The organism is Rhizobacter sp. P2_H3, from assembly GCF_056403355.1.
The window spans coordinates 1-23,913 of sequence record NZ_JBFUFQ010000082.1; the positions used below are offsets into that span (position 1 = coordinate 1).

The 23,913-nt window shown below is 67.9% G+C and carries 20 protein-coding genes and 2 pseudogenes; 12 read left to right on the top strand and 10 right to left on the bottom strand.

The annotated features are described in order from the left end of the window. Together AC1D1T_RS16510 and AC1D1T_RS16515 are read left to right on the top strand one after the other, a co-directional pair. Positions 1-1,733: pseudogene (locus AC1D1T_RS16510) on the top strand (hypothetical protein); the annotation flags it as partial. Further along, positions 1,661-2,494 carry a hypothetical protein gene (locus tag AC1D1T_RS16515; RefSeq protein ID WP_477826075.1) on the top strand — a complete coding sequence of 278 codons (834 nt, stop codon included), beginning with the start codon at positions 1,661-1,663 and terminating at the stop codon, positions 2,492-2,494. The pseudogene AC1D1T_RS16510 and the gene AC1D1T_RS16515, both read left to right, overlap by 73 nt. Before the next feature lie 6 nt (positions 2,495-2,500). Here AC1D1T_RS16515 and AC1D1T_RS16520 read toward each other — a convergent pair whose 3' ends face one another. Genes AC1D1T_RS16520 through msuE form a run of 4 tightly spaced genes read right to left on the bottom strand, consistent with a single transcriptional unit; the run spans position 2,501 to position 6,566 of the window. Further along, a complete protein-coding gene (locus AC1D1T_RS16520; protein ID WP_477992170.1) occupies positions 2,501-3,919 on the bottom strand; it encodes a short-chain fatty acyl-CoA regulator family protein in 1,419 nt (472 codons plus the stop codon). Between the two features lie 22 nt (positions 3,920-3,941). Further along, the gene (locus AC1D1T_RS16525; protein ID WP_477992171.1) at positions 3,942-4,967 is read right to left on the bottom strand and encodes a methionine synthase; all 1,026 of its coding nucleotides are present in this window, start codon (positions 4,965-4,967) and stop codon (positions 3,942-3,944) included. After that, the gene (locus AC1D1T_RS16530) at positions 4,960-5,940 is read right to left on the bottom strand and encodes a DUF1852 domain-containing protein (protein ID WP_477826815.1); all 981 of its coding nucleotides are present in this window, start codon (positions 5,938-5,940) and stop codon (positions 4,960-4,962) included. Before AC1D1T_RS16530 ends, AC1D1T_RS16525 begins: the two co-directional genes overlap by 8 nt. A 44-nt stretch (positions 5,941-5,984) precedes the next feature. After that, the gene (msuE, locus tag AC1D1T_RS16535) at positions 5,985-6,566 is read right to left on the bottom strand and encodes an FMN reductase (RefSeq protein WP_465114286.1); all 582 of its coding nucleotides are present in this window, start codon (positions 6,564-6,566) and stop codon (positions 5,985-5,987) included. Positions 6,567-6,655: 89 nt separating this feature from the next. Between msuE and AC1D1T_RS16540 the strand changes: the two genes are divergently transcribed. Beyond that, the gene (locus AC1D1T_RS16540; RefSeq protein ID WP_465114279.1) at positions 6,656-7,582 is read left to right on the top strand and encodes a LysR family transcriptional regulator; all 927 of its coding nucleotides are present in this window, start codon (positions 6,656-6,658) and stop codon (positions 7,580-7,582) included. 44 nt (positions 7,583-7,626) lie between these two features. Here the strand turns inward: AC1D1T_RS16540 and AC1D1T_RS16545 are convergent, their stop codons facing one another. Together AC1D1T_RS16545 and AC1D1T_RS16550 are read right to left on the bottom strand one after the other, a co-directional pair. Beyond that, a complete protein-coding gene (locus tag AC1D1T_RS16545; RefSeq protein WP_477826814.1) occupies positions 7,627-9,117 on the bottom strand; it encodes an outer membrane protein assembly factor BamB family protein in 1,491 nt (496 codons plus the stop codon). Positions 9,118-9,538: 421 nt separating this feature from the next. After that, positions 9,539-10,219: pseudogene (locus AC1D1T_RS16550) on the bottom strand (YlqF/YawG family GTPase); the annotation flags it as partial. A 226-nt stretch (positions 10,220-10,445) separates the two neighbouring features. Between AC1D1T_RS16550 and prpC the strand changes: the two are divergent. The 7 genes from prpC (at position 10,446) to AC1D1T_RS16585 (ending at position 18,304) form a co-directional block, all read left to right on the top strand. Further along, positions 10,446-11,603, top strand: a complete 1,158-nt coding sequence (prpC, locus tag AC1D1T_RS16555; protein ID WP_477992172.1) for a bifunctional 2-methylcitrate synthase/citrate synthase — start codon at positions 10,446-10,448, stop codon at positions 11,601-11,603. A 15-nt stretch (positions 11,604-11,618) separates the two neighbouring features. Continuing rightward, positions 11,619-14,261 carry a Fe/S-dependent 2-methylisocitrate dehydratase AcnD gene (acnD, locus tag AC1D1T_RS16560; protein WP_477992173.1) on the top strand — a complete coding sequence of 881 codons (2,643 nt, stop codon included), beginning with the start codon at positions 11,619-11,621 and terminating at the stop codon, positions 14,259-14,261. Between the two features lie 19 nt (positions 14,262-14,280). Then, positions 14,281-15,477: a 2-methylaconitate cis-trans isomerase PrpF gene (prpF, locus tag AC1D1T_RS16565; protein WP_477992174.1), complete on the top strand. Its 1,197-nt coding sequence runs from the start codon at positions 14,281-14,283 to the stop codon at positions 15,475-15,477. Positions 15,478-15,491: 14 nt separating this feature from the next. Next, positions 15,492-16,355: an isocitrate lyase/PEP mutase family protein gene (locus AC1D1T_RS16570; RefSeq protein ID WP_477825708.1), complete on the top strand. Its 864-nt coding sequence runs from the start codon at positions 15,492-15,494 to the stop codon at positions 16,353-16,355. A gap of 223 nt (positions 16,356-16,578) precedes the next feature. Beyond that, complete coding sequence (locus AC1D1T_RS16575; protein ID WP_052212835.1) at positions 16,579-17,250, top strand: response regulator transcription factor; 672 nt, start codon at positions 16,579-16,581, stop codon at positions 17,248-17,250. A gap of 237 nt (positions 17,251-17,487) precedes the next feature. Next, positions 17,488-17,955 carry a hypothetical protein gene (locus AC1D1T_RS16580; protein WP_477825707.1) on the top strand — a complete coding sequence of 156 codons (468 nt, stop codon included), beginning with the start codon at positions 17,488-17,490 and terminating at the stop codon, positions 17,953-17,955. Between the two features lie 88 nt (positions 17,956-18,043). Then, a complete protein-coding gene (locus tag AC1D1T_RS16585) occupies positions 18,044-18,304 on the top strand; it encodes a DUF3297 family protein (protein ID WP_047509378.1) in 261 nt (86 codons plus the stop codon). Here AC1D1T_RS16585 and AC1D1T_RS16590 read toward each other — a convergent pair whose 3' ends face one another. Together AC1D1T_RS16590 and AC1D1T_RS16595 are read right to left on the bottom strand one after the other, a co-directional pair. Beyond that, positions 18,305-18,478, bottom strand: a complete 174-nt coding sequence (locus AC1D1T_RS16590; RefSeq protein ID WP_047509380.1) for a hypothetical protein — start codon at positions 18,476-18,478, stop codon at positions 18,305-18,307. Positions 18,479-18,603: 125 nt separating this feature from the next. Further along, the gene (locus AC1D1T_RS16595) at positions 18,604-19,311 is read right to left on the bottom strand and encodes a glutathione S-transferase N-terminal domain-containing protein (protein WP_477825706.1); all 708 of its coding nucleotides are present in this window, start codon (positions 19,309-19,311) and stop codon (positions 18,604-18,606) included. A gap of 171 nt (positions 19,312-19,482) precedes the next feature. Here AC1D1T_RS16595 and AC1D1T_RS16600 point away from each other — a divergent pair, with 171 nt between their 5' ends. Then, entirely contained in the window at positions 19,483-20,853 is a 1,371-nt protein-coding gene (locus tag AC1D1T_RS16600) for a glycerophosphodiester phosphodiesterase family protein (RefSeq protein ID WP_477825705.1), read from the top strand. Positions 20,854-20,865: 12 nt separating this feature from the next. Here AC1D1T_RS16600 and AC1D1T_RS16605 read toward each other — a convergent pair whose 3' ends face one another. Continuing rightward, on the bottom strand, positions 20,866-21,588 hold the full coding sequence (locus AC1D1T_RS16605) for a nucleotidyl transferase AbiEii/AbiGii toxin family protein (RefSeq protein WP_477825704.1): 723 nt from the start codon (positions 21,586-21,588) through the stop codon (positions 20,866-20,868). After that, the gene (locus AC1D1T_RS16610) at positions 21,581-22,054 is read right to left on the bottom strand and encodes a helix-turn-helix domain-containing protein (RefSeq protein WP_477825703.1); all 474 of its coding nucleotides are present in this window, start codon (positions 22,052-22,054) and stop codon (positions 21,581-21,583) included. Before AC1D1T_RS16610 ends, AC1D1T_RS16605 begins: the two co-directional genes overlap by 8 nt. A gap of 132 nt (positions 22,055-22,186) precedes the next feature. Between AC1D1T_RS16610 and AC1D1T_RS16615 the strand changes: the two genes are divergently transcribed. After that, a partial coding sequence (locus AC1D1T_RS16615) for a metallophosphoesterase (RefSeq protein WP_477992175.1) occupies positions 22,187-23,913 on the top strand: 1,727 nt, incomplete at its 3' end.

Consider the following 23,913-nt stretch of genomic DNA (forward strand, 5'->3'; position numbering starts at 1 on the left):
CACCCGCACCCGCGCCGGCGCCGGCCCCGGCCCCGGCCCCCGCGCCGACCACCTCCGCGCTGCAGCTCCCGCTCGAACTGCTGGGCGATGGTTCGCCCTCGGCGCCGGTCGTCGCGGAAGCCGGCCTGACGATCCCGTCGGCCCAGCTCGCCAACGTGAACCAGCTGTGGTTCATGTGCCACCGCTGCGGCTTCTTCGGCGCACCCGAGTTCGAGGCCACCACGCAGCCGACGACACTGGTGAAGGCAAGCGTGCGCGTGCTCGGCGGCGTCGCGCCGTCACAGGCTGGCAGCATCCCGTGGGTGGACATTGCAGATGCGACGATGAAGCTGGCCGACCCCGAGCGGGTGCAGGGCGGCCTGACGCGCGGTGGCCTCTACACCACGCGCATGAGCCTGCTGCTCGACACCGCGGCGAAGGCGCGCCTGGTGGCCGGCGTCAACCGCGTGCAGTTCCGCTTCAACGGCACCGACGGCGAATCCAACGGCTACCGCATCGTCGAGCTGCAACTGCAGGATGCGCAAGGCAGAAGCCTCGCGACCGACACCGCGCAATACGCCGACCTCAGCGCCGAAAAGGCAGCCGGGAAGGCGCTCAGCGCCGATGCGACGGCCGGCGACGCGCTGTGGCACGGCCTGGGCCTGCTGAAGAAATCGAGCATCGTCAACCGCAGCATCGAGGCGGCCTGTTCGTCGTGCCACGCGGTCGACGGGCGTGACCTGCAGTACTTCAACTACTCCAACAACGCGATCGTGCAGCGCGCGCGCTTCCATGGGCTGAGCGAGACGCAGGGCAAACAGATCGCCGCCTACATCCGCTACAGCCAGCGCGACGTGCCACACGTGGCGCAGGCCGCGCCGTGGAACCCGCCGTACCAGCCCGGCCCGGGGCTGGACGCGAAGCCCACCGTCGAATGGGCGGCCGGCGCCGGCATCGCCGCAGTGCTCGACAACGCGACGCAGGCCGCCAGGGCGCTGTTCGGCAAGCCGCAGGACCAGCCGCTCGCGCTGACGCAGGCCGACATCGACCGCGTGATGGACGTGAGCGCGACGATGAACGTGCGCGAGATCCCGATCCCGCTGCAGTTCCCGGACTGGAACGCGTGGATGCCGACCATCCACCCGATGGACGTGTGGCCGGAAGAGAATGCCGCGGTGGCCGGCGGCTCGTTCCTGAAGGGCGGCACCTTCGCGAACGGCAAGCAGGACACGCTCGCGCAGCACATCCGCGCACGCGCCTGGCTGCAGTCGCACCTGAACCCGAACGGCAAGTACGGCGACTGGAGCCACCTGACCGACGGCCAGCGCGACGAGATCCAGGCCATCTTCATGGGCATGGGCTTCTCGCCGAACAACTTCCTCGGCGATTTCAACGACCCGAACAAGGCGACCGGCGCGATCGTCGGCGCGCGCTGGCTGCAGTCGAAGGCGAACGGCGCGACGATGGCGCGGGCCGATGCCGGCGCGTTCACCTTCCCGGCCTTCACCGAGCGCGCGAAGATCTCGCTGACCAACTGGGGCGCGCTGCAGCAGTGGGAACTGGCCCACACCTTCGGGCTGGAGGGCAACCAGAAGTGGTTCATCCGCGCGCCGACAAGCAGCCGAGCGGCGCCTGGGTCGGCGCGGGCGAGGCGCGCGGCTGGCCGTTCAACACTTTCGGCGTGTTCGAGCTGGCGCCGCACTTCATGCACGTCAACGAGCGGCTGCCCAACGGGGTCGACCGCAACCGCGTGATGGCCTGGGAGGCCAACAACATCGTCGCGTCGCTGTACCACACCAACCAGTGGTACCAGCTGCAGATGACGCTGAACTCGGGCGCGCAGCAGGCCTGGAGCAACTTCCCGATGGACTGGCCGTACATCGTGACGTGGGATGCGATGCTCACCGACGAGATGGGCCTGAAGAACGGTGCGCAGCACGAGGCGCTGAAGGCCAACCTGGTGCGCACGCTGCAGGCGCGCATCAAGCTCGCGCAGTACGTCAACAACGGCTACCCGATCAGCAAGCCCGACCCGAACCAGCCGAACGCGCCGGAGCGCGACCAGGGCAACAACGGCCGCGCGAAGGCGCTGTTCCATGTGGTGCCGACGCTGTACGTGGACGGCGGCGAGGCCTACAACTCGACCTCGCCGCAATCGCGCTACCGGCTCTACGACAGCTTGCAGCCCGGGCTCTACAAGATGGCCCTGAACGGCGGCATCCAGATGTTCAACCAGCTCTACGCGACGCAGCCGGTGACGGCCTGGCGGCGCTGCGACCCGAACGCGCTGATCGCAGGCGAGCCGGAGGAGACGACGGGCTTCCGCTTCTGCCTGGACCGGGCGATCAACCCGCTGCCGAGCGACGGCAAGGGCTCGGTGCAACTGCCGTTCGGCGCGCGCACCGACCAGATCGTGCGCTACGGGCTGATCAAGACGAAGGAGCTGGGCAGCGGCATCGAGCCGGCGCGGCTGAAGACCTGGAGCGACTGGGTCGGCGCGGCCTGGCCGCAGTGACCTGATCTATACGCCCGCGTAGGGCTCGACCGGCCGCTGGTTCTCGTCGACGCGCAGCGGCCGCCCGAGCGCCGGGAACGCGCGCTGCGCGCAGCCTTGGCGCTCGCAGACCTTGCAGCCGGGGCCGATCGGCGTCACCGCCTGCGGGTCGGCCAGCGCCAGCCCGCGGGCGTACACCAGGCGCGACGCGTGCCGGCGGTCGCAGCCCAGCGCCACCGCGAACTCGCGTGGCGGTGTGCCGAAGCCGCCGCTGTCGTGGCGGATGCAGCGGGCGATCCACAGGTAGGTGCGGCCGTCGGGCATCGAGGCCAGCTGTGTCAGCACCTTGCCGGGTTGCGCGAACGCCTCGTAGACGTTCCACAGAGGGCAGGTGCCGCCGGTGCGCGAGAAGTGGAAGTCGGTTGCCGACTGGCGCTTCGAGATGTTGCCGGCCCGGTCCACGCGCACGAAGAAGAACGGCACGCCACGCGCCTGCGGGCGCTGCAGCGTCGAGAGCCGGTGGCACACCGTCTCGAAGCTGACGCCGAAGCGGCGCGCCAGCCGATCGATGTCGTAGTGCAGTTCCTCCGCGGCGGCCAGGAAGGGCGCATAGGGCAGCACCAGCGCGCCGGCGAAGTAGCTGGCCAGCCCGATGCGCCCGAGCGCGCGCGATTCGTCGCTGCGGAATTCGCCGCCCGCCACCAGCGAGGCCAGGAGTTCGTCGGCCTCGACGAAGGCCAGCTGGGTCGCCAGCTGAAACGCGCGTTGGCCCGGTTCGAGATCCGCATGCAAGGTCAGCAGCCGTGACCGCGGGTCGTAGCTGCGCAGGCCGGGCAGCGCATCGGCCGCTGCGGTGCGCGTCGAGATGCGGTGCTTCAGCAGCAAGTGCCGCTCGAGCCGCCCGGCGAGGTCGCGGGCCAGCAGCGAGGGCGGGTCCAGCTCGGCATGCGTGGCCTCGGCCAGCTCGTCGAGCTCGGCGACGTGGTTGTGGCGCGCGTAGAAGAAGTCGCGCACTTCCTCGTGCGGCTGGGTCGGACCGAGGCCGGGCCGGGCATCGCGGTCGCCCAGGCCGACGGCCATCGCTTCGAGGCGCTCCTGCGCATCGCGGGCCACCTTGTGCAGCTGGAGCATGCGATTCGCGAGCGCCGGCATCTGCTGCGCGAGGGCCAGCACCTCCGCATGCGGGATCGCGGCACCGCCATCGGCGACCACGTCGTGCAATTGCGCCATCAGGCGCGCCTCTTCACTCTCGGAGAAGAACTGCAGGTCGACGCCGAGCGCCGACTGCAGCTTCAGCAGCACCGGCACCGACAGCGGGCGCTGGTTGTTCTCGAGCTGGTTGACGTAGCTGGCCGACAGCTCCAGCGATTCGGCCAGCGCGGCCTGCGTCAGGCCGCGCTGCTCACGCAGCGTGCGCAGGCGCACGCCGAGGAAGGTCTTGCGCATGGTGGTTGAGACCCGATGTGCTTCACGCCGCGGCGAGCCGCTCCTTTGCCAGCTTCGTGCCTTTGGCCAGCGCTTCCAGCTTGCGCCAAGCCACGTCCCGCCCCATCGGTGCCAGGCCACAGTTGGTGCACGGGAACAGCCGCTCCTTCGGCACGAACTGCAGCGCGCGGCCGATGGTGTCCGCCACTTCCTCGGGTGTCTCGACGACATCGCTGGCCACATCGATCACGCCGACCATCACGTCCTTGCCGGCCAGCAACTTCATCAGGTCGGGCGGCACATGGGAGTGGATGCATTCCAGGCTCACCTGGTCGATGCGGCTGCGGGCCAGCGCGGGGAACACCGCCTCGTACTGGCGCCATTCGTCGCCCAGCGTGCTCTTCCAGTCGGTGTTGGCCTTGATGCCGTAGCCGTAGCAGATGTGCACGGCCGTCGTGCAGGTCAAGCCCTGTGCGGCGCGCCCGAGCGCCTGCACGCCCCAGTCGGCAGCGTCCTTCATGTAGACGTTGAACGCGGGTTCGTCGAACTGGATGATGTCCACGCCGTCGGCCTGCAGCGCGAGCGCTTCCTGGTTCAGCAGTTCCGCAAATGCGAAGGCCATCTTGATCTTGTCACCGTAGAAGCGATCCGCCACGGTGTCGACGATGGTCATCGGGCCGGGCAGCGTGAACTTCAGCTTCTTCTTCGTGTGCGCGCGCGCCAGTTGTGCCTCGAACGCATGCACGCGGCCCTTCAGGCGCAGCGCGGAAACCACCTGCGGCACCATCGCGTCGTAGCGGTTGTCGCGGATGCCCATCTTCACCTTGTGCTCGAAGTCGATGCCCTCGACCTGCTCGAGGAAGCCGTGCACGAAATGTTGGCGCGATTGCTCGCCGTCGCACACGATGTCCAGGCCTGCATCTTCCTGGGCCTTGATCCACAGCAGCGTTGCATCGGCCTTGGCCTGGCGAAGCGCATCGCCTTCAGCCTTCCACTGCGGCCAGAGCTTGTTGGTTTCAGCCAGCCAGGCGGGTTTCGGCAGGCTGCCGGCGATGGAGGTTTCAAACATGATTGGCAGCCCATTGTTCAAGGACATTCTTGTACGGCTTGATGAAGTGCTCTTCTGCAAATTTCCCCTGCTTGACAGCCAGCTGGCTGCGCTCTTCCCGGTCGTAGACGATCTGCGTCAATGAGTAGTCCCCGTGCTTCAGGCTCGGTCGATAGACCTTCCCGGCCGCCGAGTTGGCGTTGTAGAGCTCGGGGCGGTAGATCCGCTGGAAGGCTTCCATCGTGGCGACGGTGCCGATCAGCTCGACGTTCGAGTAGTCGCCCAGCAGGTCGCCGCGGAAATAGAACGCCAGGGGCGCCACGCTGTCAGGCGGCATGAAGAAGCGAACCTGCATGCCCATCTTGGCGAAGTACTGGTCGGTCGATGACAGCGCATCCTGCTGGTACTCGATGCCCAGGATGGGGTGGTGATTGCCGTTTCGGCGATAGGTCTTGCTGGTCGAGGCGCTGATGCAGATGACCGGCGCCTTCTTGAAGCGCTCCTTGTAGGTGCTCGAGTTGACGAACTGCTTGAACAGCTTGCCATGCAGGTCGCCGAAATCGTCCGGCGTGCCGAACTGCGCGCGATCGGCGTTGTAGGCCGGGAGCAGCACGCTGAAGTCGTAGTCGCGCACGTAGGAGGAGAAATTGTTCCCCACGATGCCGCGAGTACGCGTGTTGTGCCGCTTGTCGAGAACGATGGTTTCCAGGATCTCGATCAACGGGAATGCGGGACTGCTTTCCGTGGCGCCGAAGCTCATCTCGACCGAGATGATCTCGAGTTCGACGGCGTAGCGGTCTGCCTCCGGGTTGTCCCAATGCGCCAGGTCGTTGAAGCGGTTGTCGATCATCCGCAGTGTGTTGCGCAGGTTCTGCTGCCGGCTCGCCCCCCGGGCCAAGTTGGCAAAGTTGGTGGTGATGCGCGTGCTGTCCGCTGGCTGATAGTTCTCATCGAAACGGATGCTCTTGAGGCGGAAGCTGAGTTCTTCGTTCATTGTGTTCTGGTGACCTGATTGCCGGGGAATGCTGATGCCGTGTTTCAGGCTGCGACCACTTCCTTCACTGGTGCAGGACTGCCGTGGCGCGTCAATGCGATCAAGGGCAGTGCTCGTTGCACCGCAAGCCGAGTCCGCTCGACGACGGCCTCGTCCCGCAGGCGGTAGTCCAGGAAATCCTTGTCGGTCGCGTAGACGCCCAGCGGCAAGGTGCGTGCTTGGAAAAAGCTGAACAGCGGCCGCAATTGGTGGTCGATCACCAGGGCATGGCGCTCGCTGCCGCCGGTGGCCGCCAGCAGGACGGGCTTGTCGATCAATGCGTCCTGGTGAATGAAGTCGAAGAAGTGCTTGAACAGCCCCGTGTAGGAGCCACGGTAGACCGGCGTTGTCACCACCAGCAGGTCTGCCTGCTCGACCATGGCCAGTTCGCGCTCCACGGTGTCGGGCAGTTGGGAACGCCAGACCGCGCCAGCCAACTGCGGTGCGAGCTGACCCAGTTCGACCAGGCGGCGCTCGCACGGAACATCCTTGGCGATCAGGTCCAGCAGGTGCTCTGCCAGGGCTGCAGCCTTGGACGGTCGTTGCAACCCGCCGGAGACCGCCACGACGCGGAGGGGGCGTGTCATTTCTGCTTTCATGGACCGGGATGCTAGGGAAGATGGGTCATGACGTAAAATGGTTTTATTTCACAAATCCATGAGCGGAATTCATCTGAATGCTTGAGCGCATCCACCTCAGCATCGTTCAGCAGGTCGAGAAGCAAGGGTCGTTGACGGCCGCCGCGGGCGTGCTGAGCCTCACCCAGTCGGCCCTGAGCCACAGCATGAAGAAGCTGGAGCAGCAACTGGGCACCGACGTCTGGCTGCGCGAAGGTCGAAGCCTGCGCCTGACGCAGGCCGGGCAGTACCTGCTGGCGGTGGCGAACCGTGTGCTGCCGCAACTGGACCTGGCCGAGGAGCGCCTGGGCCAGTTCGCGCAGGGCGAGCGCGGCGCGTTGCGCATCGGCATGGAATGCCACCCTTGCTACCAGTGGCTGCTCAAGGTGGTGTCGCCGTACCTCGCCACGTGGCCCGACGTGGACGTGGACGTCAAGCAGAAGTTCCAGTTCGGCGGGATCGGCGCGCTCTTCGGCTACGAGATCGACCTGCTGGTCACGCCCGACCCGCTCCACAAGCCGGGCCTGAAGTTCGAGCCGGTGTTCGACTACGAGCAGGTGCTCGTGGTGGCCAAGGGCCATGCCCTGGCTTCGGCAGCCTACGTGAAGCCGCAGCAGCTGACCCAGGAAGTGCTCATCAGCTACCCGGTGGACATCGAGCGCCTCGACATCTACAACCAGTTCCTGTTGCCGGCCGGTGTCACGCCCAGGCGCCACAAGGCCATCGAGACCACCGACATCATGCTGCAGATGGTGGCCAGCGGCCGCGGCGTGGCCGCCCTGCCGCGCTGGCTGGTCGAGGAGTACTCGGCCAGGATGGAGGTGGTGCCCGTGCGGCTCGGCGCGCGCGGCATCGCCAAGCAGATCTTCCTGGGGGCGCGAGAAGCGGACACCGCCATCGACTACGTGCGGGCCTTCATCGAACTGGCCCGCCAGCCCGCCATCGGCAGGAACCTTGGGTCATTCCGACAAACCCCAGCCCGCTGACCCTGACCGCCATTCAAGGGCCGCAAGTGCTCAAGGGAGGTGCGTCAGTGCAGGTTGATCGCCACGATGCTGCGCTGCCCCTTGATGTACAGCACCCCATTCGCCGACAACGCCAGAGATCCGGAAGCCGCGTACGACCAGACTGGCGCGTGGGTGCTCCGGTCGATCGCGAAGGTCGTCGTGTCGGTGCTCACGAACACCAGGTTGCTGGTCACCAGCACGTCGCTGACGAACTTGGCATTGCCGGGGGGTGGCGCCCAGGTCCACAGCTTGGTGCCGCTCGCCTCGTCGTAGGCCTCCAGGAGGAACGGCGAGTTGTTGGACGCGTACAAGGTGCCGGCGGCGTAGGCCGGATTGCCGGAGTAGGCACCCCGGATCGCCCAGCGGACCGTCCGGTTCGAGGTGTCGAAGTTGACGATCGAGTTGCTGGCTTGATTGCTGAGGTTGCCGGCGTACACGTTGTTGGCCGCGCCCAGCACCGGCGCGCCTGCTGTCGTGTAGCCATTCCACGCATACGTGGGATCGTTGATGCTGCCAACCAGCGCACCGGTCTGGCTGTCGTAGACGCCCAGCGTGCCGCCGACATAGGAGTACGCGTAGTTCGCATCGACCGCCGGGGTCCACCCGTCGAACTGGCCGACGTTGGCGAAGAACTGCGTCGCCCCGGTCGTCGTGTCGAACGCGTACATGCCGCCAAAGGTGCCGCCGTCCGTATAGACCCGCCCGTTGAGGATGGTCGGCGCGAAATAGCGATCCCATTGCGAGGACATCGAAGCCTTGAAGAGCTGTGTGCCGCTGGCCGCATCGAAGGAGAACATGTACGTCGAGCTCTGCGACCCGGCGGCGATGAAGACCTTGCCGCCCGAGAACGCGGGCGGATTGGTGGTCGCGTATTCCAGGTCGCCGAACGAGTGGCTCCACACCTTGCTGCCGTCGTCTTCCTTGTACGCAAACAGTTCGTGGCCGGAGGCGCTGGCATTCCACCAGGGGCCGCTCGCGACGTAGAACATGCCTGCGCCTGTGGTCAGTACGGAAGGGGACCATTGCGTCCCTGCGTAGGCCGGCGCATTCCATTTCCAGCGCGGATTGAAGGCGGACGCATTCAGCGTGGCCGGCACGAATCCGGTGTGCGACGCATTGCCTTGGAAGGTGCCCCAGTCCGGCGCGCCCGACAAGGGCGCGAGTGGCGACAGGTTGAAGGTCGCAACGCTACCGTCCGGCGACAGGACTTCGATGTCGTAGGGCAGCGTGAACGGCGCGCCGGCCAATGGGTGGTCGCAATTGACGTCCGTGCAGACGTTGATCGCGAAATTGCCGGAGTAGTGCCCGATCGCCAGGCTCTTGAGCGGCTTGGCCACCACGGTGAACGTGCCGTCGGTACTCGTCGTGATGCGCACGGGCGATTCGACCACCGCTGCGTCGGCCGCGACCTTGATGTAGACGAGCCCCGAGAACGCGACGGTCTGGCTGGCGGCCAGGTTGATGTCACTGGGATAGCCTGCGACGAAGGAAGCCTGTGCCGTCGAAGGCGTCAAGGTGTAGGGCGGTGGCGCGGGCGTCGGTGCGGGCGCAGGCGCAGGTGCAGGTGCAGGTGCAGGAGCGGGGCCAGGTGCAGGAGCGGGACCGGGCGCGGGGGCCGGTGCAGGCGGAGTTCCGGAGACAGGACTCGGCTGATCACCATCGCCGCCACCCCCACAGGCGGCCAAGAAAACGGAAACCCACAACGCCCCCACAACCCCCCGGCGGTTCTTCACGTTCTTCGCGTCCTTGTTCGACTTGCCGCGATCTCCGGCGTTCGCCAGCGCGCTCGCGGCGGCCGAACACTCTCCCATGGGATCGACGGTTGCACGAGGATACAACAACACGTTCGAGGCGCGCGCCGCCAAAGCCGCCTCTCGTGATGGTCGGCTCTTGGCCGTCGTCGGTCTCCGGCTCCCCATGAAAGGCGACATGAGGTCACGCCTTTCCGCGGGCTTCCTTCTTCGCTTTTCGTGTCTCTTCGGCCACGATGCCGGTTGCCCGCCAGTGCACGAACTCGTCCGGCGTCTCGAGCCTGACGCGGCCCCAGGCGCCGCTGCGGAAGTCGTTCAACGCCGCCTCGGCGGCCTTCTGCATGTTCACGCGGCCACCGGGCAGCAGGCCGCCGCGCTTGCGGCCCACTTCGGCCAGCAATGCCTCGTCGGTCATCGCCGAGAAGTCGGCGAGCTTGTAGCGCGCCACCAGTCGGTCCGCGTAGCGATGGCGCACGCGAGCCAGCAGCGCCATCGYTACCTCTTCCTCGTCRTAMGCATTGCGGCCGATGCCRCCGCTCGCCGCCAGGTTGTACCCACTCTGCTCGGTGAGGATTCGCGGCCACAGCATGCCCGGTGTGTCGAACAGGAAGAAGTCGGTGGCCAGCAGGATCTTCTGCTCCAGCTTGGTGATGCCCGGCTCGTCGCCCGTCTTGGCCGTGCGCTGGCCGTTGAGCGTGTTGACCAGCGTCGACTTGCCCACGTTGGGAATACCGCAAATCAACACCCGCACCGGCTTGACCATGCCGCCGCGATGCGGGGCAAGCGCCCGGCACGCCGGTATCAGCGCACGCGCCGGCGCCGTGGTGCTGGCGTCCAGCCCCAGGCAACGGGGGCCCGGCAGCGCCTGGTCGATCTCCGGCAGGCGACAATTTATCCATCATGAAAGGTCGGCATCTCGAACCGGCGGGGGGGGGGCAGGCTTCGATTCTGAAAGGCGCCACCAGGAACTGGCCGACGCCTGGATTCCATGAAGCCCTGTTCGCAAACATCGCGGGATGGCAGCGCCGGCTTCGCAAGACTTCGCCACTTCAGTGTTGTCCCCGGCGAGTGGCGTTGCGAAGATTGCGAGCATGAGCACTCCCACGATCACCGCCGGCTTCAAGCCGAAGAAGTCCGTCGCGCTGTCCGGTGTCACCGCCGGCAACACCGCGCTGTGCACCGTCGGCCGCAGCGGCAACGACCTGCACTACCGCGGCTACGACATCCTCGACCTCGCCGAGGTCTGCGAATTCGAGGAGGTCGCCCACCTGCTGGTGCACGGCAGGCTGCCGGGCGCCGCCGAGCTGCGCGCGTACAAGGCCCGGTTGAAGGCGCTGCGCGGGCTGCCGGCCGCCGTGAAGGCCGCGCTCGAGACCGTGCCGGCCGCGGCCCACCCGATGGACGTGATGCGCACCGCCGTCTCGGCGCTCGGCTGTGCGCTGCCCGAGAAGGACGACCACGGCCTGCCCGGTGCGCGCGACATCGCCGACCGCCTGCTGGCCTCGCTCGGCTCGATGCTGCTCTATTGGTACCACTGGGCCACGCAGGGCCGGCGCATCGAGGTGGAGACCGACGACGACTCGATCGGCAGCCACTTCCTGCACCTGCTGCATGGCGAGCGCCCGCCGGCCGCGTGGGTGCGGGCGATGCACACCTCGCTGAACCTGTACGCCGAGCACGAGTTCAACGCGTCGACCTTCGCCGCGCGCGTGATCGCCGGCACCGGCAGCGACATGCATTCGGCGGTGGCCGGCGCGATCGGCGCGCTGCGCGGCCCGAAGCACGGCGGCGCCAACGAGGCCGCGTTCGAGATCCAGCACCGCTATGACACGCCCGACGAGGCCGAGGCCGACATCCGCCGCCGCGTCGAGGCGCGCGAGCTCGTGATCGGCTTCGGCCACCCGGTCTACACTGTCAGCGACCCGCGCAACGTGGTCATCAAGCGCGTGGCCCGGCAGCTCTCGGCCGAAGCCGGCACCACGAAGATGTTCGACATCGCCGAGCGGCTGGAGCGGGTGATGTGGGATGCGAAGAAGATGTTCCCCAACCTCGACTGGTTCAGTGCCGTGAGTTACCACCTGATGGGCGTGCCGAYGGCGATGTTCACGCCGCTGTTCGTGATCTCGCGCACCAGCGGCTGGGCCGCCCACGTGATCGAGCAGCGGCTGGACAACAAGATCATCCGGCCGAGCGCGAACTACACCGGCCCCGAAGACCGTGCCTTCGTGCCGATCGCCGAGCGCAGCTGAGCAAGACCACCGCGCATGAGTTCCCCCTTCCGCAAGCGCCTGCCCGGCACCGCGCTGGACTACATCGATGCCCGTGCCGCCGTCGACGCATTGCGCGCCGGCGCCTGGGCCGGCCTGCCGTACACCGCGCGCGTGCATGCCGAGAACCTGGTGCGCCGCTGCGATCCGGCCATCCTCGACGACTGCCTGCTGCAGCTCATCGATCGCCGGCGCGACCGCGACTTCCCGTGGTACCCGGTGCGCGTGGTCTGCCACGACATCCTCGGCCAGACCGCGCTGGTCGACCTGGCCGGGCTGCGCGATGCCATCGCGGCGCAGGGCGGCGATCCGGCCGCGGTGAACCCCGTCGTGCCGGTGCAGTTGATCGTGGACCACTCGCTCGCGGTGGAGTGCGGCGGCGACGACCCGCAGGCCTTCGCGAAGAACCGCGCGATCGAAGACCGCCGCAACGAAGACCGTTTCCACTTCATCGACTGGACGAAGCGGGCCTTCCGCAACGTCGAGGTGATCCCGCCGGGCAACGGGATCATGCACCAGGTCAACCTGGAGAAGATGTCGCCGGTGGTCTGGGTGCAGGACGGCCTGGCCTACCCCGACACCTGCGTCGGCACCGACAGCCACACGCCGCACGTCGATGCGCTGGGCGTCATCGCGGTGGGCGTCGGCGGGCTGGAGGCCGAGAACGTGATGCTCGGCCGCGCGTCGTGGATGCGCCTGCCCGACATCGTCGGCGTCGAGCTGGCCGGCTGGCGCCGGCCCGGCATCACTGCCACCGACATCGTGCTGGCGCTCACCGAGTTCCTGCGCCAGCAGAAGGTGGTCGGCGCCTACCTGGAGTTCTTCGGCGACGGCACGCAGGGCCTGACGATCGGCGACCGCGCGACCATCTCGAACATGTGCCCCGAATACGGCGCCACCGCGGCGCTGTTCTTCATCGACGGCCAGACGCTCGACTACCTGCGGCTGACCGGCCGCGAGGCCGGGCAGGTGAAGCTGGTCGAGACGTACGCGAAGACGGCGGGCTTCTGGGCCGACACGCTGGCGGACGCCCGCTACGAACGCATGCTGCGCTTCGACCTGTCGAGCGTCGTGCGCAACATGGCCGGCCCGTCGAACCCGCACCGCCGGCTGCCCACCAGCGCGCTGGCCGAGCGCGGCATCGCGGCCAACCTGGACCAGGCCCGTGCGCAAGAGGCGCAGGGCCTGATGCCCGATGGCGCGGTGGTCATCGCGGCCATCACCAGCTGCACCAACACCAGCAACCCGCGCAACGTGATCGCCGCCGGGCTGCTGGCGCGCAACGCGAACCGGCTGGGCCTCGTGCGCAAGCCGTGGGTGAAGACCTCGCTCGCGCCGGGCTCGAAGACGGTGGAGCTGTACCTGAAGCAGGCCGGCCTGCTGCCCGAACTGGAGGCGCTGGGCTTCGGCATCGTCGGGTTCGCGTGCACCACCTGCAACGGCATGAGCGGCGCGCTGGCCCCGGCGATCCAGCACGAGATCCTCGAGCGCGACCTGTACACCACGGCCGTGCTGTCGGGCAACCGCAACTTCGACGGCCGCATCCATCCGCATGCGAAGCAGGCCTTCCTGGCCTCGCCGCAGCTGGTGGTGGCGTATGCGATCGCCGGCACGATCCGCTTCGACATCGAGCGCGACGTGCTCGCGGTGGTGAACGGCCGCGAGATCCGGCTGCAGGACCTGTGGCCCGACGATGCCGAGATCGATGCGCTGGTGCAGTCGTCGGTGCAGCCGGCGATGTTCCGGCAGGTCTACGAGCCGATGTTCGCCATCGCGGCCGAGAGCCGCGAGCGCGTGAGTCCGCAGTACGACTGGCGGCCGCAATCGACCTACATCCGCCGCCCGCCGTACTGGGACCGCGAAGGCATGGGCGCGCTGGCCGCGAACCCGCGCACGCTGACCGGCCTGCGGCCGCTGGCGATCCTGCCGGACAACATCACGACCGACCACCTGTCGCCGTCGAACGCGATCGGGGCGGATTCGGCGGCCGGCGAGTACCTGGCGCGGATGGGCCTGCCGGAGGAGGATTTCAACTCCTACGCGACGCACCGCGGCGACCACCTGACCGCGATGCGCGCCACTTTCGCGAACCCGACGCTGAAAAACGAGATGGTGCGTACCGACGATGGCAGCGTGCGCACCGGCTCGCTCGCGCGTCTCGAGCCGGAGGGCCGCGTGGTGCGCATGTGGGAGGCGATCGAGGCCTACCTCGAACGCCGGCAGCCGCTGATCATCATCGCCGGGGCCGACTACGGCCAGGGCAGCTCGCGCGACTGGGCGGCCAAGGGCGTGCGCCTGGCCGGTGTCGAGGTGGTGGTGGCCGAAGGCTTCGAGCGCATCCACCGCACCAACCTGATCGGCATGGGCGTGCTGCCGCTGGAGTTCCCGCCCGGCACCTCGCGGCTGACGCTCGGGCTCGATGGCACCGAGACGTATGAGGTGCAGGGCGAACGCACCCCCGGCGCAGCGCTGGGGCTGCGCGTGCGGCGCCGCAATGGCGGGATCGTCGATGTGCCGGTCACCTGCCGGCTCGATACGGCCGAAGAGGTGTCGATCTACGAGGCCGGCGGGGTGCTGCAGCGGTTTGCGCAGGATTTTCTTGCGGGACAGACAGGAACACAAACCACCCGCTCAGCCTGAGGTATCGAAGGCCCGCACCATGACCGCAGTCCCCCAGATCCGCATCCCCGCCACCTACCTGCGCGGCGGCACCAGCAAGGGCGTGTTCTTCCGCCTGCAGGACCTGCCCGCTTCCGCACAGGTGCCGGGCGAGGCGCGCGACCGGCTGCTGCGCCGCGTGATCGGCAGCCCCGATCCCTACGGCAAGCAGACCGACGGCATGGGCGGCGCGACCTCGTCGACCTCGAAGGTCGTGATCCTGTCGCCGTCGGCGCGGCCCGGCCACGACGTGGACTACCTGTTCGGCCAGGTCTCGATCGACCAGGACTTCATCGACTGGAGCGGCAACTGCGGCAACCTGTCGGCAGCCGTCGGCCCGTTCTCGATCGCGCAGGGCCTGGTGCCGGCGCAGCGCGTGCYGGCGAACGGCGTGTGCACCGTGCGCATCTGGCAGGCCAACATCGGCAAGACCATCGTCGCGCACGTGCCGGTGGTGAGCGGGCAGGTGCAGGAGACCGGCGACTTCGAGCTCGACGGCGTCACCTTCCCGGCGGCCGAGGTGCAGCTCGAGTTCCTCGACCCGGCTGCCGAGGGGCCGGACGAAGGCGGCGGTGGCGCGATGTTCCCGACCGGGCGGCTCGTCGACGCGCTGGAGGTGCCCGGCATCGGCACGCTCGACGCGACGCTGATCAACGCCGGCATCCCGACGATCTTCGTCAACGCCCGCGACATCGGCTGCACCGGCACCGAGCTGCAGGACGCGATCAATGGCGATGCGCAGGCGCTGGCGCGCTTCGAGGCGATCCGGGCCTGGGGGGCGGTGAAGATGGGATTGATCCGCGACGTGGCCGAGGCGTCGACGCGCCAGCACACGCCGAAGATCGCCTTCGTCGCGCCGCCGGCCGACTACGTCGCCTCCAGCGGCAAGCCGGTGCGCGCCGCCGACATCGACCTGCTGGTGCGTGCGCTGTCGATGGGCAAGCTGCACCACGCGATGATGGGCACGGCGGCGGTCGCGATTGGCACGGCGGCCGCCATCCCCGGCACGCTGGTGAACCTGGCGGCCGGTGGTGGCGTGCACAGTGCGGTGCGCTTCGGGCACCCGTCGGGCAGCTTGCGCGTGGGCGCCGAGGCGCAGCAGATCGGCGGCCAGTGGACCGTCACGAAGGCGTTGATGAGCCGCAGCGCCCGTGTGCTGATGGAAGGCTGGGTGCGCGTGCCCGGCGACAGTTTCTGAACGAGAGCAAGCTCATGTCGACCCGTCAAACCCTCAAGGCCCTCGCCGCCGCCCGCCGCGGCGTGATCGTTCCCGGCGCGTTCAACGCGATGTCCGCCAAGGTCATCGCCGATGCCGGCTTCGAGGCGATCTACGTCACCGGTGCCGGCGTCACCAACATGTGGTTCGGCATGCCCGACCAGGGCTTCATGGGCCTGGCCGAGATCGCCGACCACACCGCGCGCATCCGCGATGCGGTGGAACTGCCGCTGATCGTCGATGCCGACACCGGCTTCGGCAACGCGCTGAACGTGTACCACACGGTGCGCGTGCTGGAACGGGCCGGCGCCGACTGCATCCAGCTCGAAGACCAGGTGGCGCCCAAGCGCTGCGGCCATTTCTCGGGCAAGGACGTGATCCCGCTCGACGAGGCGGTCGGCAAGATCAAGGCGGCGGTCGACGCGCGGCGCGACCCGGACCTGCTGATCATGGCGCGCACCGATGCCGCGGCCACGCAGGGCTTCGATGCGGCGGTCGAGCGCGCGCAGCGCTTCGCGGAAGCGGGTGCCGACATCCTGTTCGTCGAGGCGGTGACGACGGCCGACGAGGTGCGCGCGCTGCCGCGGCGCCTGGCGGCGCCGCAGCTGGTCAACATGGTGATCGGCGGCAAGACGCCGATCGTCGGTGCCGACGAGTTGAAGGGCCTGGGCTACGGCTTCGTGCTGTATGCCAATGCCGCGCTGCAGGGCGCCGTGGCCGGCATGCAGCGCGTGCTGGGTGCGCTGCAGCAGGCCGGCCGCGTCGACGAGGATCCGGCGCTGGTCGTGCGGTTCGCGGAACGGCAGCGGCTGGTCGACAAGCCGCGCTGGGATGAACTGGAGCGGCGCTACGCGCCGTAGCGGCTTCGTCATGATTCGGTCAATTTTTGGCCGATATCCAGCCTGACTGTCCCGCAGGTGACGCGATTTGTCAGATATCGGCGGAGATTTTCGTGATTCTGATAACGGTTCCAGCGCAATCAACGCGTCCGAAGGGTGGGCACGCAACCTGCGCTGCCTTCAGATGCGCCGCCGGCGTGTCGACGCCGAACTCACGGACCTCCCCGAAAAGCCGAACCGACCTATGAGGATTGCCGCACTGTGGGCCCAACGCGCGGAGAGCCTTCGCGCGACGGATGCCTTCGCCTCCCGCGCCATCGATGTCGAGCAGTTCAGCGACACCGAATCGCTGCTGCAGGCGTGGCGGGACACGGAGTTCGACGCGATCCTGGTGCAGGCCGACACCGCGCTGAGCCGTGACTGGTTCGACGTGCTGCGCACGCGCGCTGCATCGCGCGCGCCGATCGTCGCGGTCGGTGCCGGTGACACCTACTCCATCGCCCAGGCCCTGATGCGTGGCGCCGACGACTACGCCACCGAGGCCGAAGGCGCGACCGGCCTGGTGCAGCGCGTGCTGGCGCGCGTGCGGGCGCTGGCCTCGCCGGCGCCCGAGCTGCGGGCCGGTGCCTACTGGCTCGACACCGCGCAGTCGGTGCTGGCCTCGCCCGGCCACCGCGTGCGCCTGACGGCGCGCGAGTGCAGCCTGGCGCAGGTGCTGTTCGAGCACCACGGCCGGCTCACGACGACGGAGATGCTGTCGGCCGCGCTGTTCGGCAACACCGATGCCGTCAACAAGCGATCCATCGAGCAGCACCTGTACAAGCTGAGGCAGAAATGCGTGCTCGTGTCGAAGCAGCAGGGCACGCCGCTGCACATCGAATCGATCTACGCGTCGGGGTACCGGCTGCGCGCCTGATCCGCGGACGGCGATCCATCGGAAAGATGCACAGGTCGCCCTCGGTGCGGCCGATGGCAATCCGCTGCGCAAGGTCTCCAAAGTGCTCCCATCCACAGGGCGCCGGGCAACGCGTGACGGGATGTGTCGTCGCATCCGGTCCTCCGTGGGAGAGGAGTGTCGATCTCGAAACGAAGCGAAAAGCTGCTGGGCGCGCGCGGTGATTGTGTGGACCATCCGCGCTTTCGAGGAGAACCCATGACCCAGCAAGCATCGATGCCCGCCGACCTCCTGCACCGCAGGCGCCTGCTGACGGTGGCCCTGTCGTCGGTCGCCGCCGCGAGCCTCGCGGCGTGCGGAGGCAGCAGCGACAACGGCAGCCCGCCCGCATCGTCGGCGCCCACACCGCCTGCGCCGGCACCCGCTCCCGCTCCGGCACCTGCTCCTGCTCCTGCTCCTGCTCCTGCTCCTGCTCCTGCTCCGGCCGCGCCGACGGCTTGCACGGACACGATCGTCGGCAACCACGGTCACGTGCTGAACGTGCCGGTCGCCGACCTCGATTCCACGGTCGACAAGACGTACGACATCCAGGGCTCGTCCGGGCACACGCACACGGTGCGATTGACGGTCGCGAACCTGCGCCAGTTGAAGGACGGCGTGGCGGTCACGGTCGAGTCGTCGAACTCGTCAGGGCACACCCACACGGTGACCACCCGGTGCGCGTGATCGGCTGACGGCCGGGCAGGTTCTCGATGGAGGGCGGCGGGTGTCGCAGAATGGCGACCTCTCTTCATTCCGATCAGGACACCTGCCCATGACCGAGGCCTCTTCCGTCCCCACTGAGCGACCTGCCTTGCCCGACCGCCTGTCGGTCGACCCGCGCAGCCCGTTCCACGTCGCCGCGATCTTCGAGCACGAGATCGGCATCCGCTTCAACGGCAAGGAGCGCGGCGACGTCGAGGAATACTGCATCAGCGAAGGCTGGATCCGCGTGCCCGCCGGCCGCTCGGTCGACCGCAAGGGCCAGCCGCTGCTGATCAAGCTGAAGGGCCAGGTCGAGTCGTTCTACCGTTGATCAACTCGACGGGTCCTTGGTGCGGGTGCGCGACACCGCCATCATGATGCCGATGCCCAGCACGATCAGGCAGGCGATGCCGACGTACACCGGCGCGAGGCCGGCCGTCACGAGGCCCCAGGCAACGCCGCCGACCAGCAGCACGAGGCCGACCATATAGAGCGCGAACGACATGGTGATGCTCCTTGCGGGCACGGGTGGCCCGGATCGAGCCACTCTAGTCACCGGCGCAAGCGCTGCCGATCGGAAGAGGGCGCCGCTGCGCGTAGTCCCCCTCCTACCGGATCAGGTCCGCTGTTTCACGCGGGCCGCTTCGGAATCGCCAGCCCGCGCTGCACCGCCGGCCGCGCCTTGAATGCCGCCAGCACGCGCGCGACGTTCGGGAAGTCGGCCATGCCGACCAGTTCGCCCGCCTCGTAGAAGCCGAACAGGTTGTTGACCCACGGGAAGATCGCGATGTCGGCGATCGAGTACGCGTCACCCAGGATCCAGTCGCGGCCCGTCAGGCGTTCGTCGACGACCTTCAGCAGCCGCTTCGATTCGGCCACGTAGCGGTCGCGCGGGCGCTTGTCCTCGTACTCGCGGCCGGCGAACTTGTGGAAGAAGCCGAGCTGGCCGAACATCGGGCCGATGCCGCCCATCTGGAACATCACCCACTGCAGCGTCTCGAAGCGGCCGGCGGTGTCGGTGGGCATCAGCTGCCCGGTCTTGCTCGCCAGGTAGACGAGGATCGCGCCCGATTCGAACAGCGCGAGCGGCTTGCCGTCGGGGCCGTTCGGGTCCAGGATCGCCGGGATCTTGTTGTTCGGGTTCAGCGACAGGAACTCGGGCGACAGCTGGTCGTTGGTGTCGAAGCGCACCAGGTGCGGCTCGTACGGCAGCCCGGTCTCCTCCAGCATGATCGACACCTTCACGCCATTGGGCGTCGGCAGCGAATAGAGCTGGAGCAGCTCGGGGTGCTGCGCGGGCCATTTGGTGGTGATCGGGAAGGCGGACAGGTCGGACATGGCGGGTGGGTTCGCAGTGGGCAGGTGGGGGGAAGCCGGCGATTCTGCCCCGGTCCGGCTTTTCATGCGGCGGTAGGTGAACTATGGTCGGTCACAGCGCTGTCACCCGGCCCGTCGAACATCGCCGGCTGATCGTTCCGAAGACTTTTCACGAAGAACCCAAGAGACGCCATGCATCACACCGCTGTTCGACCCACCCGTGCCCGCCTCCTCGCCCTGACGCTGCTTGCCGGCGCCGCGCTGACTGCCTGCGGCGGCAGCGACGACGATCCCGCCCCGTTCGCGACGCTGGACGGCAAGGTCCCGCTGGTGATCGGCCACCGCGGCCTGCCGGGCCTGCACCCGGAGGAGACGCAGGCCGCCTACGAAGGCGCGGCCGATGTCGGCGCCGATTCGCTCGAGGAAGACCTGCACCTCAGCAAGGACTGCGTGCTGGTCGCGCGCCACAACCCCTGGCTGAGCGACAACACCACCGTGGCGACGGTCGCCCTCACGGTGCCCGAGGTGGCTGCCCGCAAGCGCACGGTGGCCGGGCGCCCGGTCAACGTGACGTACACGGTGGCCAACGCCAACGAGCCGAAGACGTACCTGACCGACCTGACCGATCCGGCCGACCCCAAATCGGTGCTGAAGTCGTTGATCGTCGACGGCGAGGACCACACCAACGACTGGTCGATCAGCGACTTCACGGTCGCCGAGCTGAAGCAGTGGATCAAGGGCACGACCTATGACGCCCGCGCCGACCGCCCGACCGCCGAGAACGGCACGCAGCCGGTGCTGACGATGCAGGAGATCCTGAACATCGCGAAGGCGAAGAGCGCATCGACCGGCCGCACGCTGACGGTGTACCCGGAGGTCAAGAACCCGTACTGGAACAACCAGCAGGCGATCGCCAACGGCTGTGACACCGCGAAGACAGGCCACCCGTTCGAGGACGCGGTGCTGAAGTTCGTCGTCGACAACAACCTGAACGACCCGGCCGCGCCGATCTTCGTGCAGAGCTTCGACCCGGCCAGCCTGAAGTACCTGAAGCAGATCGGCCTGAAGGCGCGCAAGGTGCAGCTGATCGACGGCAACGACACGCACCTGGACACCGGCGTCGTCACCTACTCGACCTCCGACGTCTACACCTTCGTCGACGGCCGCCCGTACAGCTGGACGATCAACGGCGACGGCCGCTATTTCGACGCGATGCTGACGCCCGCGGGCCTGGCCGAGATCAAGACCTACGCCGAAGGCATCGGCCCGTGGAAACCGCAGGTGATGGCCTGGAAGCAGGTGCCGTACGCCGGCGGCACGAAGATGTCCGACATCAACAGCGTGACGCCGACCTCGCTGATCGCCGATGCGCACAAGGCCGGCCTGGTGGTGCACACCTACACCTTCCGCAATGAAAAGCAGTACCTGCCGGGCCTGTACAACGGCGATCCGGTCGCGGAGTACCTGCCGTACTTCCGTGCCGGCATCGACGGCGTGTTCACCGACTTCGCCGGCACCGGCGTGGCGGCGCGTGCGGCGTACCTGAAGGAACTGGGGCGCTGATCCTGTTGACGCTCAGTGGCGCGGCGGTCGGGGCTGCAAGGCCTTCAACCGCTTGCGCAGCAGGGCCTCGGGAATGCGTTGCATGCCGAGGGCGCTCATGCAGCGCTCCAGCCACCGATCACGCGTGAGCGCGGCGGTGAGCGATTTGGCGAGCGCCTCCTGCACGCTGTCGCCATAGGCGGTGGCCGCCTTCGCCAGCGCGCGGCCCAGCAGCGCGCGTGGCGCGACCATCATCGCGAGGTCGATCAGGTCGCGGCTGTGCGTGTCGCTGTCAACCAAGCGGTCGGCCCAGCGGTCGGTGTTCGCGAGCAGCTTGCCGGCCGCCATGTCCAGCGGGGTGAGCGTGGCGATGCCGGCAATGCGGTCCGACGGGCCGGGGGATTCGAACGCGATGCGGCCCTCGAGCACGATCTCGAACTTGATGGCCACGCCGTCGACGCGCAGCTGCGTGCGCAGACCGTACTGGTCGGCGCGCAGCGGGCGCACCGGGTCGAGCAGATGGCCCGGCGCCGCCAGCGCGCCGATGCCATCGGCGCCACCGGTCAACTGGCGCAGCGCACGATAGCCGTCGATGCCCGAGACGAGGAAGTCGACGTCGATCGATTCGCGGTACTCGCCATAGCGCAGCGCCATGGCCGTGCCGCCACCGAAGTAGCAGCCCTTGTCGTGCAGCAGCGGCGCGTTCAGCGAGCGCAGCAGCTGCTCGATGCGGCGGTGGTGCTCGCGTTCAAACAAGCAGGCGCCCTCCGCCGAGCGTGTGCGTCAGGCGCTCGATCAGCTCGCGCTCTTGCGGCCCGAGCGCACTCTGGTCGACGTGACGCCAGTTGCGCTCGTACAGGTCGAGCGCTTCCTGCGGCGTGAGCCGGTCGATGCCGTGCAGCTGCCAGGCCAGCGCGGCCAGTTGCGGGAAGTCGGACAGGCGCAGGGTCTCGGGCAGTACGCTCGCAGGCTGCTCGACGCTGCGCGGATCAACGATGTCGAGCCGAAGCCCCAGCGCCGTCACGGCATTCATCCACGCACCGATCGACACCGAAGCCTCGCCTTGCTCGATGCGGTGCAGCGTGACGCGCGACATGCCCGCGGCCTCGGCGGTGGTCGTGGCGCTGATGCGCAATTGCTTGCGCTGCGCGCGGATTCGCTGGCCGAGTTCGGCCAGCGCGCTGCTGCTGGCGTCCCGGAGTGGAGGAGAGGTGGCTGGCATGATGTTTCTCATTTTAGTCATTTGTCAGGAAATGCCCAAAATGAGAAACACTTTTGATTGACATCCAGCGTCACGCCCACGTCACCATCCGACATCACCATCGGCAGCTTCGCAACCGATGAGCTGTTCCCCATGACGCATTCCCTGCGCCACACCTTGATTCCTTCGGCGTTCGCGGCCATCGCCGTCCTCGCTGCCGTCACGGCCTGCGGCGGCGACAGCGGCAGCAGCGCCCCCGCGCCGACCCCGCCGGCGGCGTTCTCGCCGTCGGTCGCATTGATGACCGACGTGCACTTCGAGGACGTCTACGGCGACTTCAAGAACGGCAGCTTCAGCGGCATCCCGGGCACGGGCGGCAAGAACGCGACGATCCGCACGATGTACGCGCAGCTCACGTCGACGCGCCTGTTCAACGAGAACTACTTCGCCTTCCGCGCCGCGCTCGACGATGCCTTCGCGAAAGGCATCAAGTACGTCGCGCTGCCGGGCGACTACACCGATGACGCGCAGCCTGTGAACGTCGACGGCATCGCCGCGATCCTGCAGGAGTACCGCGCGAAGGGCATGCGCTTCTTCATCGCGCCGGGCAACCACGATCCCAACGAGCCGTTCGACGACGACGAGGCCGGCAAGAACGACTTCCTGACGAAGGACGGCAAGGAACAGAAGGTGTTCGCCACCGGCAACGCCGCCTGCAGGGCCGCCGACGCGACGGTGGTCTGCACCGACCAGCTGAAGGAGCTGGGCTACGAGAACATCATCGCGCGCCTGGGCGACTTCGGCTTCATGCCGACCTCGACCGACGTGCTGTGGGAGACGCCGTTCAGCCAGTACGCCAACGGCTACAACTACACCGACGCGAAGACGCAGTCGGCGCTGGCGAATCGCCAGTTCGAGATCTGTGCCGAAGGCGAGGGCGGCGCCTACAAGGTGGCCGGCACCACCTACACCAAGTGCGCCAACCTGGTCGACGCGAGCTACCTGGTCGAGCCGACCCCGGGCCTGTGGCTGCTGTCGATCGACGCCAACGTCTACATCCCGAACGCCAGGTTCGATGCCGCCAACCCGAAGAGCTTCAAGGGCTACGACGGCGCCGGCAACGCGGGCTGGAACAAGGTGCTGACGCACAAGAAGCACCTGATCGAGTGGATCACCAAGGTGAGCGCACGTGCCAAGGCCGAAGGCAAGCAGCTGATCGCGTTCTCGCACTACCCGACGATGGATTTCTACGCGAACCAGACCGACGCGATGAAGGCGGTGTTCAAGTCCGGCGCGTTCCAGACCGCACGCGTGCCGGAAACGGCGACCACCGCCGCGCTGGCCGCCACCGGCCTGCAGCTGCACGTCGGCGGCCACATGCACTTCAACGGCAGCAACGAGTACACCGACAACACCGGCCGCTACCTGGCCAACGTGCAGTCGCCGTCGCTCGCGGTGTACGGCGCGGCCTACAAGATCGTCACCTACAAGAGCGTTGACACGGCCGACGTGCAGACGGTGGCGCTGAACGACGTGCCGCGCTTCAAGGAGCTGTTCCCGCACTACCAGGTGGAGTACGACTACCTGCAGGCGAGCACGGTGCCGGCCGACATCGCCAAGCGCTGGAACCACGGCGTGCTCGATACCAAGAGCTACGGCGAGTTCACCCGCTACTACTTCGGCGAGCTGTCGCGCCTGCGCTTCATGGACGAGTACTGGCCGTGCGAGATGAAGGAAGCGGCAGTCAACCTGACGCTGCAGCAGATGCTGGTGCTGTCGCAGCTGGACACGGCCGTCACGCTGGCCCAGCTGAAGGATGCGCCGAACATCGTGCCGCTGAGCGCCGCCTGCGCCGCGGCCGGCACGCCGCCGGCCAGCCC